The organism is uncultured Bacteroides sp. (assembly GCF_947632445.1).
Classification (GTDB): domain Bacteria; phylum Bacteroidota; class Bacteroidia; order Bacteroidales; family Bacteroidaceae; genus Bacteroides.
Map to the genome: position 1 here is coordinate 1 of NZ_CANRPM010000067.1, position 13,577 is coordinate 13,577.

General features: G+C 49.7%; 9 protein-coding genes and 1 pseudogene. 5 read left to right on the forward strand and 5 right to left on the reverse strand.

All coding sequences use genetic code 11. The features are described 5' to 3' along the window. The 3 genes and pseudogenes from Q0Z70_RS11190 to Q0Z70_RS11200 all read left to right on the forward strand — a co-directional run. Nucleotides 1-348 (forward strand): annotated as a pseudogene (locus tag Q0Z70_RS11190) (DUF5106 domain-containing protein); the annotation flags it as partial. A gap of 340 nt (nucleotides 349-688) precedes the next feature. After that, entirely contained in the window at nucleotides 689-2,662 is a 1,974-nt protein-coding gene (locus Q0Z70_RS11195; RefSeq protein ID WP_298074555.1) for a DUF3857 domain-containing protein, read from the forward strand. 36 nt (nucleotides 2,663-2,698) lie between these two features. Beyond that, the gene (locus Q0Z70_RS11200) at nucleotides 2,699-4,327 is read left to right on the forward strand and encodes a DUF3857 domain-containing protein (RefSeq protein ID WP_298074557.1); all 1,629 of its coding nucleotides are present in this window, start codon (nucleotides 2,699-2,701) and stop codon (nucleotides 4,325-4,327) included. Nucleotides 4,328-4,395: 68 nt separating this feature from the next. Here the strand turns inward: Q0Z70_RS11200 and Q0Z70_RS11205 are convergent, their stop codons facing one another. Beyond that, entirely contained in the window at nucleotides 4,396-5,295 is a 900-nt protein-coding gene (locus tag Q0Z70_RS11205) for a diaminopimelate dehydrogenase (RefSeq protein ID WP_298074559.1), read from the reverse strand. A 238-nt stretch (nucleotides 5,296-5,533) separates the two neighbouring features. Here Q0Z70_RS11205 and ruvA point away from each other — a divergent pair, with 238 nt between their 5' ends. After that, on the forward strand, nucleotides 5,534-6,139 hold the full coding sequence (ruvA, locus tag Q0Z70_RS11210; RefSeq protein ID WP_298074561.1) for a Holliday junction branch migration protein RuvA: 606 nt from the start codon (nucleotides 5,534-5,536) through the stop codon (nucleotides 6,137-6,139). 54 nt (nucleotides 6,140-6,193) lie between these two features. Here the strand turns inward: ruvA and Q0Z70_RS11215 are convergent, their stop codons facing one another. The 4 genes from Q0Z70_RS11215 to Q0Z70_RS11230 all read right to left on the reverse strand — a co-directional run bounded on the left by Q0Z70_RS11215 (nucleotide 6,194) and on the right by Q0Z70_RS11230 (nucleotide 11,808). Beyond that, nucleotides 6,194-7,207 (reverse strand): porin, encoded by a 1,014-nt coding sequence (locus tag Q0Z70_RS11215; protein ID WP_298074563.1) that lies wholly within the window; start codon nucleotides 7,205-7,207, stop codon nucleotides 6,194-6,196. Nucleotides 7,208-7,279: 72 nt separating this feature from the next. Continuing rightward, a complete protein-coding gene (locus Q0Z70_RS11220) occupies nucleotides 7,280-9,559 on the reverse strand; it encodes an inorganic phosphate transporter (RefSeq protein ID WP_298074565.1) in 2,280 nt (759 codons plus the stop codon). A gap of 139 nt (nucleotides 9,560-9,698) precedes the next feature. Further along, nucleotides 9,699-11,135, reverse strand: coding sequence for an ATP-binding protein (locus tag Q0Z70_RS11225; RefSeq protein ID WP_298074566.1), 1,437 nt, complete (start codon nucleotides 11,133-11,135; stop codon nucleotides 9,699-9,701). Further along, nucleotides 11,119-11,808 carry a response regulator transcription factor gene (locus Q0Z70_RS11230; RefSeq protein WP_298074568.1) on the reverse strand — a complete coding sequence of 230 codons (690 nt, stop codon included), beginning with the start codon at nucleotides 11,806-11,808 and terminating at the stop codon, nucleotides 11,119-11,121. The genes Q0Z70_RS11225 and Q0Z70_RS11230 overlap by 17 nt, the downstream gene beginning before the upstream one ends. 378 nt (nucleotides 11,809-12,186) lie before the next feature. Between Q0Z70_RS11230 and Q0Z70_RS11235 the strand changes: the two genes are divergently transcribed. After that, entirely contained in the window at nucleotides 12,187-13,326 is a 1,140-nt protein-coding gene (locus Q0Z70_RS11235; protein ID WP_298074570.1) for an acyltransferase, read from the forward strand. The last annotated feature ends 251 nt before the right edge of the window (nucleotides 13,327-13,577 follow it).

Here is a 13,577-nt window from a genome sequence, read left to right on the forward strand (position 1 = left end):
CAGGGCCGGCCGATGCTGCTGCTCTTCTACGACCCCGACTGCGACCACTGCATGCAGACCATCGCCGAACTGTCCGGTTCGCCGCTGCTGAACGGTGCCGTTGCACAGGGCGACCTCGTCGTCGTGGCAGTCTATGCAGGCTTCGACGGCAGTGACCGGGCAGCATGGCTCCGTACCCTCGACCGCCTGCCTGCCGCCTGGACGGTGGGCTTCGACCTCGGCACAATCTACACGCGCGACCTCTACGTGCTGCGCAACCTTCCGGCACTCTATCTCCTGGATGCCTCGCGGCGCGTCATCCTTAAAGACACCACGCCTGCCCGCCTCTCCGAATACCTTTCTAAATGAGGCGCGGTATCGCCTGTTTCTTACTCCTTAAGGAAGTGCTTCCTTACCTCTTAACGAAGTGCTTCCTTGCACCCTGACGAAGTGCGTCCTTACACCCTGACAAAGTGCATCCTTAACCCTTCATAAAGTGCATCCTTGCCTCGTAATTGGAAAGAATTAAACGGACACTTTCCTAAATGAGGAACGGTATCGCCTGTTTCTTCGGATATTTGTCTTATATTTGCCTCCGATAAAAGAGGGTATTCGTGACCTTCGCCAACAGTTAGATTGACTTTCCACCGGAAGTCACGGCGACCCTTGAAACGAATGATTTAATGAGCCGCTTAAAAATCAATGTAGTATGAGAAAAACAACTGCTACCTTAGCCGCCGCCCTGCTATGCGGAGCGACGGCCCTGCAAGCCCAGTCGTGGAAGACCTATGAACGGACAGCTCTCCGAAACGAGGCTTACGCCCGACACGATTGTATCAACCTGCTGGACAGCACCGGCGTCACCGTGCAGTCCAGCGGACAAGGTTCGTTCGCCGTCTGTCGCGCCGTCAAGGTGCAGACACCTGCCGGTGCTCTGCGCCAACATGTACTGAAGTACGACTACGACCCGCTGACAGCCGACGCCCGCTTTCGCCGCGTGACCGTCTACCACGCCGACGGCACGAAGACCGAAGTGGACGTGACGCAAACTTTGGACTATGCCGCTCCCGCCCGTGCCATCTACTGGGGCGCCCGTCAGATTATGATCGAGCTGGGACAGCTGAAGCCCGGCGACGTCATCGACTACGAGATAGACAAGAAGGGCTTCACCTACGCCCTGCTGGCCGACGCACCGACGCAGCCGGACGGCGACGATTCGCGTTTCATCCCGCCTATGCGCGGGCAGTTCTACGACATCGTGCCCTTCTGGAGCAGCGACCCGACGGTACGCAAGGTCTACCGCGTCAGCCTGCCTGCCGACAAGGACATGCAGTTCCAGTTCTATCAGGGCAGCTGTACGTCGTCCCTGCACTACGAGGACGGACGCAAGGTCTACACCTTCGCCTCGGACGGCCTGATGCCTTTCCGTCGCGAACCGAACATGGTGGACTTCTACGACGCCGCCCCCAAGCTGATGATGTCCACTACCGCCGACTGGCGTGAGAAGTCGCGCTGGTTTCATGGCGTCAACGAAGACTACGGCAGCTTCACCGCCATCCCCGAAGCACAGCGCAAGGTGGACGAACTGACGCGCGGCAAGAAGACCGACATGGAGAAGATAGCCGTGCTGACCCATTGGGTGGCCGACAACATCCGCTACGCCGGTATCACCATGGGCAAGGGCGAAGGATTCACCTTGCACAACCTGAAGATGGACTATACCGACCGCTGCGGCGTATGCAAAGACATCGCCGGCACACTCATCTCTTTCCTGCGTATGGCGGGTTTCGAAGCTTATCCGGCCATGACGATGGCGGGCAGTCGCGTGGAGACCATCCCTGCCGACCACTTCAACCACTGTGTGGTTGTGGTACGCCTGAAGAACGGCACCCTGATGCCTCTTGACCCCACGTGGGTACCTTTTTGCCGTGAACTGTGGAGCAGTGCCGAACAGCAGCAGAACTATCTGCCGGGCACACCCGAAGGTACCGACCTTTGCCTGACGCCTGTCTCCGCTCCCGAAAACCACTACGTCCGCATCCACGCTGACAACCGCCTCGATGCCGACGGCATCCTGAAAGGCAGCTTCACCATCGAAGCCGAAGGACAAAGCGACAGCAACATCCGCCGCATCTTCACCACCGGCTTTCAGACCGAATGGCAGAACACGATGGAGCGCCAGCTCCTGAACGTCTCGCCCAAAGCACGCCTCCTCCGTGTAGACTACGGACGCGCCCCAAAGAACTATCAGAAGGCACCCATCCGCATCACTTTCCGCTACGAGATACCCGATTATGCCCTGACAGGCGACGGCAACGAAATGGTCTTCAAGCCTTTCGTATTGAACAATCTCTATACACAGGTATTGTCTTACCTGCACATCGACACCGGACTGGAAACACGCCGCTATGGCTTTAAGGACGGTTGTTCACGCTTGGTGGAACTGAACGAAACGCTCCGTCTGCCCTCAGGCTACCGGCTGGCAGGCCAACCGCGACATGACAGCCTCAGCGGACAGGCCGCCGACTTCGACGGCTCCATTGCCCAGGAAAACAACCAGCTGACGGTGAAGACCCGTCTCGTCCTGAAGAAGCGCGTTTATGAGGCTTCCGACTGGGACAGCTTCCGTCGGGCCGTCAATACGGCCAAGAGTTACGGCCAATACCTCGTCGTAAGAAAATGAACTGATTTGTCCAACCCTAAACAGAACTGAAGAAGAATGAAAACAATCCATCTATATACAGGTGCACTTGCCCTGCTCTTGTTCGTGACCCTTACCACACAGGCTGCCCCGGAGGCCCGATTCGGCAAGCTGTCGAAGACCTACACCCTGCATACCGACGGCAGTCAGGAACTCCGTGTGCAGAAAGAACTGACCCTCTACACCCACGCCGCCATGAACAGCCTCTACGGCGAAACGTTCATCGTCTACGATCCGCAATACCAGCAGCTTGAGATACACGACTCGTACACGCGGCAGAAGGACGGTACCCTCATCCGTACCCCTGCCAATGCCTTTGTCGAGGTATTGCCCTCCGCAGCCGCCAATGCTCCGGCCTACAACCGTCTGAAGGAAATGGTCGTGGTACATACCGGTTTGGAGTTGGGCGCCACCATCTGTCTGGACTACTCCATCAAGAGCCGTGCCGGCTACCTGCCCGAATTGGACATCTGTTGCCCGGTAAAGGAGCTGTCGCCTATCGACGAGTTCACCTTTCGCATCGAAGTACCCGAAGACAAGCCACTGCACTACGAACTGCTGAATGCCTCTGCCCGTCCGTCGGAAGCGCAGAAGGACGGCATGAAATCTGTTACCTGGAAACTGAAGGACGTGGAGCCGCGCCCCTATTCCTATCCCTCCCTACGCAGCAGTCTGGGCATCGTACAACAGGCGGCTTCCGGCATGATGCCCGTCATTGTGGCCTCCACCTGGCCCGGCTATGCCAAAGCACTGAAGTCACTTGCCCGACAATTCACTCCCGGTGACCGCACCGTCATCGAAGCCAAACTGACCGAACTGAAGCAAGCCGCCCAGAAAGACAGTACCGACCTGCGCAGCGTCATTGCCGACTACATGAATGGGCTCTACCGTTCCAACCTGTGTACGGTGTCACTGCAGGAAGCGGGATACCGCCTGCGTCCGGCTTCGGAAGTTATCCGTAGCGCTTACGGCACACAGGCCGAACTGGTCAACTTGGATGTCGCCTTGCAACAGGCTGCCGGTCTGAAAGCCGAAGTGGCTGTCTGTGCCCTCCGCCCGTCGGAGACAGATAACCAGGGAATGGGAAGCATCGTGTCGGTTGTGGCGAAATCGGATGCCACTCCGAAAGACGCAGTACTACAGGGTACGGATGAAGCCCGGCTGCAAAGCTACATGACAGTGACCGACCTCCAGGCACAACCCTTGAAACTGCCCTTCCGCAATATCCAAGACACTCAACAGGACATACTGGAAGTGAAGGCCGACAACTCGCAGGCTCTGCCCAATGGATGGCAGGTTGTCAACTTAAAGCCCGTATCGGCTGTCCTTCCGCTCTACACCTACGCTGCCAATACCACTATCCGAGAGAACATCCTGCTTCCACAGACCGTGAACGTGATCTGCGAAACGCTGGTCAAGCTGCCCGAAGGCACTGTCTGGAGTCCGAAGGCCGACAAGGAACTGACCCGTCCGTGCGGCAAGGTGTCGTTCACATACCGTTCCGACGCAGACGGAGTGACCGTCACCCGCAGCCTCAGCATCACGCAACAACTGTTCACGCCTGAAGTCTACCGCGACTTCTATGCCCTGATGGCCGAATGGCGTGACACCAACAACCACACGCTATTGCTGAAGCCGGCAGAATAAGGCCCAAATAAAAACGAGGGCGCATCCAATCGGATGCGCCCTCGTCGTTTACTATATATCGGTTCGGATTATACCAGATGTGAAATCCATTCCTCACGCTCGCCCGGCAGCAGGTCGATAACCGGAATCTCGACCATCGTGTAACAGCCCGGCTGCTGACGCATGGACGCACGTGCCACGCATACCAATACCTGAGCTGTCAAAGCCGGATTGTTGATGCGCATGTTGAATTCGAACAGCTGGTTCTGCGTCTTGCCCGAAACGCCCTTGCGGGTAAGGTTCACGCCATGACCCATATCGAGCAGCGCATCTACGCTGGGCACGAGCTTCACATGTGTCTCGTCGTTCACAAAATAAGGATCAGCCTTGATGGCAGCAGCTACCTTGTCGAAGTCATAGCCTTCGTTCAATTCAATGTACACCATACGGCGATGAATGCCTGTGCCGGTAGGAATAGTCATGGACAAGGCAGCCTTCACACCTGCAATGGCCTTCACGGCTACCGTGTGTCCCATACTCATACCCGGTCCGAAGTTGGTGTACGTGATGCCTTTCGGTGCAATAGCCTCCAGCAGTGTACGAACGACAGAATCGCTTCCCGGATCCCATCCGGCCGAAATGATAGAAACGGTGTTGTGAGCCTTGGCCTCCGCATCGAGTGTGCGGCGCAGGTCGGCAATGCCCGTATGGATATCGAAGCTGTCGACCGTATGAATACCCAATGCCAGGATTCCCTTCGCATACTTCTCCACGCTGCGGGTGGGGGTACAGAGGATGGCTACGTCTACGCTTTCCAACTCCTTTATATCTTTTACCACAGGATAATCGTTCAGTTCAGCCGGACGGTTCCCGGCACCTGCACGGCGTACTACACCGGCAATCTCAAAATCAGGCGCAGCCTGCAATGCCTGGAGCACATAGTGCCCGATATTGCCATAACCAACGATGGCAGCTCTTACTTTTTTCATACTTTCAGCGAATTTAATTATCAGTTTTCTGTTTCGTGGGTACAAAAGTAGTCATTATTCTTTAAACTCGCACACATAGCAGTTCATTCTTCCATTCCCTTTTTTCTTTATTAAGACTATTTTATGGCAAAGGGATATTTTGTACATTTGCACCGGAACATATAACAAGACAAGCAAAGCATCGGTTCGGAGACTGCAAAACGCTGTTCCGAAACGGCTATAACGAAACTTTTTTGATATGATAGAATACCTTCGAGGCGAACTGGCCGAACTCAGTCCGGCAGCCGCCGTCATTGATTGCAATGGTGTAGGCTACCTGGCCAGTATCTCACTCAACACTTATTCGGCCATCCAGAGCAAGAAGTCCTGCAAGCTCTACATCTACGAAGTCATCCGCGAAGACGCCTACCAGCTCTACGGCTTTGCCGACAAGCAGGAGCGCGAACTGTTCCTGCTGCTCATCTCCGTGTCGGGCATCGGCGGGAACACCGCCCGCATGATACTTTCGGCCCTTTCGCCTGCCGAACTCATCAACATCATCAGTACAGAAAACGCCAATCTGCTAAAGACGGTGAAAGGCATCGGCCTGAAAACCGCCCAACGCATCATCGTGGATCTGAAGGACAAGATGAAGACCGGCTCTGTAGCTGCGGCAATGGGGGGCGAATCGGGCCTTCCACTCTCTGCTACCGCCAACAACGAAGTGATGGACGAAGCTGTAGCCGCCCTCACCATGCTGGGCTTCGCCCAGGCCGCCTCACAGAAAGTAGTGCTGGCCATCCTGAAAGAAACCCCCGACGCTCCGGTGGAACAGGTCATCAAACTGGCTTTGAAAAGGCTTTGAGACGCTATTCCCTTTATAAAAACGCTCTTATTTGCTGAAATAATAATGCAAATATCAGAAATGTGCGACGAGTTCTAACACAATTTTATTCTGTTCGGAAATGGACGGTACGACATCCTTTTTATAAAAGTATTGTTCGTAATTCAACCTTATATCGGATTGCAGCTTGGCTGTTCCGAGGCTTAATGTTATTCCTCCTGTAAGTCTGTGACGTTCAGGATCATCAATTTTCAATTTGCCTTCCGCATCTTTATTGCCTATGCTATGATTGCTCATATAGTCGTATCTTCCGAGGAAAGATATAGAAGTAAGTCCTTTTCTCATCGGGAGGCGATAGGCGACAAAGGCATCTGCTGCGTTTACGGGAGTAAATGAATTGTGAGCATAGTTTTTACGCATATATTCGCCCTCGATATGCCAGCGTGATGTCTGCCAGTATGTTCCCGCATCCCACATCATTACATTTACATCTTCCGCATTGGCTTTCTGACAACTGAGTGTTACGTTAAAATGATTGGCAATGAGTGTCTGGGCTTTGAATGAGAAATTATAGTTATTTGTCCAAAAATCTTTCTGGTTCGTCAAGCCTGAGCCGTTGAAGATACCACCTTCAAGAGTTACCGGTGTTGGCCATCGGGATGTCCATGACACCGAAACTCCCACATCTCTTACATTTCCTACCTGTTTGGCGATGAAAGAACGGTTGGCAAAGAATTGGAGATGAGGAGAGCGATGGGCGTCTATTGTAAATGGTACCCGCATCTGCCCTGCCGTGAATTTCCAATCTTTGGGTTGAATACGCACATAGGCATCCAGCATCTTGATTTCACCCTCGTCCGAAAGGTCAATTTCAGCCCTATACCGAACTGCGGGTATTACCTTCCCTTCGACACTCAGTCGGGCATTCCGTATCTCGAAGCGTCCTTTCTCAATAAGCGGTTCATACTCATACTTGGCACGTATAGTACCATGTATTTCCGGCAGATATTCTTTATTGATATTGATTTGAGCACTCATAAGAGAGGTGAATGCAAACAAAAGAAAGAAGATAAATATACTTTTCTTCATATAACGTCTTTTAAATTATATCGAGCGACATTGAGCCTTGAAGGAATAATACAATCTTTTTACCTTAGATAATTATGCCGGACTGATAACAGGAGTTATTCGTGAACGAAATTCGGAATCATGGAGCTTGGCAAATGCCCGAAGATATTTTCGTAATGAGGATGTCAGCTCCCGTGTTTCCTGAAGAATATTGATATAGACGTATAGCACGGTCATTGCAGTAGGATCACCGTCATGGAGCTGATCGAACAGACGATGATAGGTGCCTGAAACCATCTCCTTAATTTCATCTCCGCGACGACGGAGTGTTGGGATTGCTTCCATACTTCCGGTATCCATAAGGGTGATGGTGTCGTTGAGAAGAGTATCAACCTGTGTACGAATCATCTCCAGTTCCGTCACATATCGGAGTGGCAGAGGAAGGAAATTATTTTCCACATGCTCCCTGCATACTTCATTTATGCGTCGGAGATTATAGAGAATGCTCATACAACAGTTGTTGCTCAAATGAAACCATGCGTTTTTCTCTATCGCGGTTTCGTGACTGACCCGACGGATACAAAGGGTTTCTTTTCGTCTGGCATTTTTCAGTATCCGCTTTTCCATTTCCAGACTTTTATCGGCTTTTGACAATCCGCCGGCATTTTCTTTTATGAAAGCTTCGGTCACACCGTTGTAAAGTTTCTGAGCATATTCAATAAACTTTCTCTGCTGCTCAACAATATACAGTAATGTGAGATTCCAAGTCTCCTGCTTGTCATCAGTAGTGAGGATTGTCTGAAACAAGGTATCTCCATTTTCCTCTTCCTGCTTTTCCTTAAAACGCTGGTTGCTCCGTATGATGAGCCAAAGAGTAAGGGCTGCCAGTGCTACCATAACCCAGTGACCGCCATAGTACATTGCGAGGACAATTATTCCTGCGCCGATGAACGCGGCACCGGCAGTAATAAACCAGCCTCCGATAACAGAGATGACACCGGTGACCCTGAAGACTGCGCTCTCCCGGCCCCATGCCTTGTCGGCAAGCGATGTACCCATAGCCACCATGAATGTTACGAATGTGGTGGAAAGGGGCAGCTTCAACGATGTACCGAGTGCGATGAGTGTTCCGGCAAGGACAAGATTTATAGAGCCTCGAATGAGATCGAATGCAGCTCCTTGTTCCATTATCGTTTCATCGACATTGAAACGACGATTGAACCAACGCCGTACACGAAGTGGAGTCACCCGTCTTACCCGTGCCAATATGGAAAGAATCCAGCGCACAAGCCTACGGGCAATTCTTGACGAACCGAACATCTCATCACCGCCGTTCTGTGAGCCAAGACCGATTTCTGTCTTAGATACATTACGGGCCTTCTTCGATGTAGCAAGTGCCGTGACCATTATTACTCCGGCTCCGATTAGAAAATAGAGAGGGGTGCTCGCCGGACTGTTGAGAGACCCCATTAAGAAACCGTGAGCATCGCCTCCTCCATTGGCTATATAATCCTGATAGGAGGCAAGTCCGGTGAGAGGAACACCGATGAAGTTTACAAGGTCGTTCCCGGCAAAAGCCATGGCGAGGGCAAAAGTACCCATAAGGACGATTACTTTCAGCACATTGACCTTCAACCAGTGAAGCAACTGCATGAGGATTGTGAAGAATACCAGGCATCCGCCAAGAATGGTCAGTGTATTCTCTTTAATCCATGCCTTAACCTCCGGGGTCATAAAAGTAAGATCTTTCGCGCCTTTGAGCAAAAGGAAATATATTATCGCCGTAGCGCATATACCTCCAAAAATTCCTATTTTCCACTTCAAACGGCTTTTATACTCGAATGTGAAAACCATTCGGGACAGGAATTGCACTACTGTTCCGAAAAAGAAGGCAATAGCCACTGAAAGGAATATTCCTAAGATTACCGATAATGCTTTCTCTGTATTGAGCAGTTCGGCAAAACCGAGGTCAACTCCACCTGCCATTTTGATAAGAGCGACTACGAATGTAGCACCAAGCAACTCGAAAACCATTGAGACGGTGGTCGATGTCGGCATACCCAATGAGTTGAAGATGTCAAGAAGGATAATGTCGGTGACCATAACCGCCATGAAGATACAGATAAGGTCATAGAACGAGAAATGTTCCGGTCGGAAAATGCCATGGCGGGCAATATCCATCATGCCGTTACTCATTGCCGCCCCGATGAAAACACCTATTGATGCAACAATCAGGATTCGTTTGAAAGAAGCCGCTTTCGTTCCTAAAGCAGAATTCAGGAAGTTCACTGCATCATTGCTTACTCCTACTGACAAATCGAATACAGCCAAAAGGAAAAGGAAAATGATGACACATAAAAAAAGGATGTCCATGTTTTTGTTGTTTAGTTTTGCATTATTTTTCGATGCAAAGGGACTCCAAAAACATTTCAAAAAGATGTCTAAAAGATTGAGTTTTTATGAAGTCTATTTCAGTATCATCAGGATGGCTCCGGCAACAGTTTCTCTTTCATCAATCTCTATTTAATATAATCTTAAAGCAAAGGCCGCCATTGGGATTATTAGACACGGTAATTGAACCACGATGTAATTGTACGGCGTTTTTAACGATGGAAAGTCCGAGACCGGTTCCTCCCGCTGCGCGTGATCGTCCTTTATCCACTCGATAAAACCGCTCGAACAGCCGGGGCAGATGTTCCTCTGCCACTCCACAACCGTTGTCACATAACGTAAGAATGATTTTATTAAGGCTGCTCGGCATCTGAGTAACGGTTATCTTATTACCACCACTGTAAGAAATGGCATTATCAATCAGATTAAAGAAAACGGATTCCCATAGCGAGCGGCTGCCTTTCATCTCTATTGGTTTCACAACATCATTCTGAATTGTAAAGCCATGCTTTTCTGCGATTTCCGATCTTTCTTCCACAACGTTACGGATAATTTCCTTCAGGTCGATTTGCTCTCTGACAATGGATTTTGCCCCGTCCTCCATACGTGTTATCAAGGATACATCTGACAGCAGTTGTTGCAGTCGCTGATTGTTTGCGAGACAGCGCGTTAAAAACTCAATACGCTTCTCCTTACCCATATCAGGATGGTTCAATAATGTTTCTATACACACCTGAATTGAAGCCACCGGTGTTTTGAGTTCATGATTGATATTATCGGTGAGCTGCTTTTTGATACGTTCTTTCTCCTGTTGTTCATGGAGCGCGGCACTATGTTCCCTGTCTCGTTCCGAAATAGCCTGTTGAAGGGAGACATATAATCGGACAATGTGGTTTGATATGTCTCCCAATTCATCATGGGGGAAAGGTTCATCGTCATATATCTTGTTCCCTTTCTCCGCACTTTCGGCAAAGAGTTTAAGCCGCCGGACATGCAGACCGACTCGGCGGGTCGCAAAATATCCTAACGTACACATGATAATCGTAAGTCCTGCAAGGAACCATAGGAAACCCTTGTCCGCTTGCAGAAGTCCGTCCAGTGACACGGAATAAGGCACGGCAGTGCGTACAATAATTCCGTTAGCTCCCTTTCGTGCAGAATAGAAATAGGTCTCTCCAGTGCTTTCGCTATGTCGGCGTATGGTATAACCGGTTCCGAAACGAATCGCCTCTGAAATTTCCTCCCGTCGGAGATGATTTGTGTTAGGCAGCGCATCCAGTGAATTGTCATAAATAACCTGACCTGAAGAGTCGACTATGCTGACACGCAAATCCTTAAAGTCATCGACATCTACAGTGTTTATGTCGATGTTTCCAGTCTCAAGTTGGTGTATGATACGTTCATTCAAAACCTGCAACTGAGCGTTTAGTTCCCCGGCCTTGAAATCTTTTTCCCGCTTATACTGGAAAAGGAGGACGCAGACTACCAACAATATAGAATATCCGACTAACCAAAGGAATAACCGTCTGGAATATGTGATTTTACCCCATGAAGCCATAACCGTATCCTGACCGTGACTTTATATAACTACCGTATTTCCCGATTTTTTGGCGTATTCGAGCAATATTGACATCTACGACTCTGTCAAGCACGACAACTTCATCCGGCCAAATCTCATTAAGCAATTCTTCTCGCGTGAAAATCCTACCGATATTGCTTAAAAGTTTAAGCAGTATCTCAAACTCTTTCTTGGGAAGTCTGACTTCATTTCCATCCACCACACATAGTTTTCGAGACGGAATGATGGTCAATCCCTCATAAGTCACTTTCTCCGTATCCGATTTTATCGGAACGGCTGAGCCGGAGGTTCGCCGCAACACTGTTTTAACTCTCGCAATTACATTGCGTAAAGAGTAAGGTTTCATGATATAATCATCGGCTCCAAGTTCAAGGCCGTCTATCATATCATCTTCCGTATCTTTTGCCGTGCAGAAAATAATAGGGATTGATGCAGTCACAGGATTGGATTTGAGAATCTTTACGAGTTGGGTTCCTGAGATTTCCCCCATCATTATATCAAGAAGAAGCAGGTCATATTTTGAAACATCCATTGCAAGTACGGCCTCGGCATTGTTCGCAGTGTCAACCTCATAGCCTTCGGCTTCAAGATTGAATCGGAGAGCCTCGCAAAGAGTGTCTTCGTCGTCAACAACTAAAAGTCTTTTACTCATTGATTATATCCTCTATTGCTGTTTTCAGGTTGCAAATTTACGAATAATTCTTCTTCATTACCTTGTCTATCAAAAATTTAATAAAAACGTAACATCTTCGACTGATGTTCCTGCACCGGCTATATTGATGATGAAATCAATCGGGAACTTCATTGCCCGTTATTTCCTGGGAGAATATTATGAAGACAAGTGATTCGGAATTACAAACGATTAACAAAAGTAGAAAAGATAGGTACTATTTAGATGCAGTTATAGAAATAAATAGGAACAGATAATGGTATAAAACTTGATTTTTCGTACAAATATTTCTATCTTTGCCGCTATGAAAAATAGACTGCTTATTTTGGGTAATACGCCTGTCATAAAACTATTATAACGATGAAAAACATTCCTTCCGCTGCTTTCAGCGACACCAAGTCCCATTACGAATTGCTCGACGGCCTGCGTGGAGTGGCCGCCCTGCTGGTTGTGTTCTACCATATCTTCGAAGGACTGTCCTTCGCCGCCGGAGGAACCCTTATCACCGTCATCAATCACGGTTATCTGGCCGTTGACTTCTTTTTCATCCTGTCCGGTTTCGTTATCGGTTATGCCTACGACGACCGGTTGGGCAAAAGCATGAGCCTGGGCGGCTTCTTCAAACGAAGGCTGATACGCCTTCACCCGATGATCGTGATGGGCGCCGTACTGGGCGTGGTGTTCTATCTGCTGCAAGGTTCTGTACGATGGGATGGCACCCACATCAGCCTTTCACTGGTAATGCTTGCCCTGCTCTGCGCCCTGTTCTTTATTCCGGCCGCTCCGGGAGCCTGTTACGACATACGCGGCAACGGCGAAATGTTCCCGCTGAACGGGCCGAACTGGTCGCTCTTCTTCGAGTACATCGGCAACATCCTCTATGCGCTCTTCATCCACCGCCTGAGCAACAGGGCACTGACCCTGCTGACCGTCTTGTCGGGACTGGGGCTGGCTTGGTTCGCGCTGTTCGATGTGGTAGGTTACGGCATGATTGGTGTAGGTTGGACGCTGGACGGCGCCAACTTCTTGGGAGGTCTGCTGCGCATGCTCTTCCCCTTCACGCTGGGCATGCTGCTGTCACGCCACTTCAAGCCGGTCAAAATCAAGGGAGCCTTCTGGATTTGTACAGCCGTATTGATCGTCCTGTTCTGTGTCCCCTACATAGAAGGGAAAGAGGTCATCTGCCTGAATGGTCTGTATGAACTGTTCTGCATCTTCCTCGTGTTCCCGTTGCTGGTGTGGCTGGCTGCTTCCGGGAAGACTACGGACAAGCATTCTACCCGGATCTGTCAGTTTGCGGGCACCCTTTCTTATCCGCTCTATGCCGTCCACTACCCCGTGATGTACCTGTTCTATTCCTGGCTGATCAAGCACCAACACTATACGTTCGGTGAAGTGTGGCCGATGGCTCTCACGGTCTATGCCGGCAGCATCCTGTTGGCCTGGCTTTGTCTGAAATATTACGACGAACCTGTGCGCCGGAAGTTAAGCAAAAAATAGCTCTCAAAACAAACTGTCACCGTAATCCATTGATAATGTATATTTTTACGGTGACACGTATAAACTTTTGGCAAACATTATGTGAGTCATTCAATAATGAAAAGTTTATAAAACTACTTGCAACCTGTCACCACAAACTACCAATCATCAGCTAAGTATGGTGACAGGTAATATGGGACATTCATTAAATAGTATAAAATTAGCCAACTAATTAATACACAAATTATTGCGAATTAGTTGGCTTTTTTGTA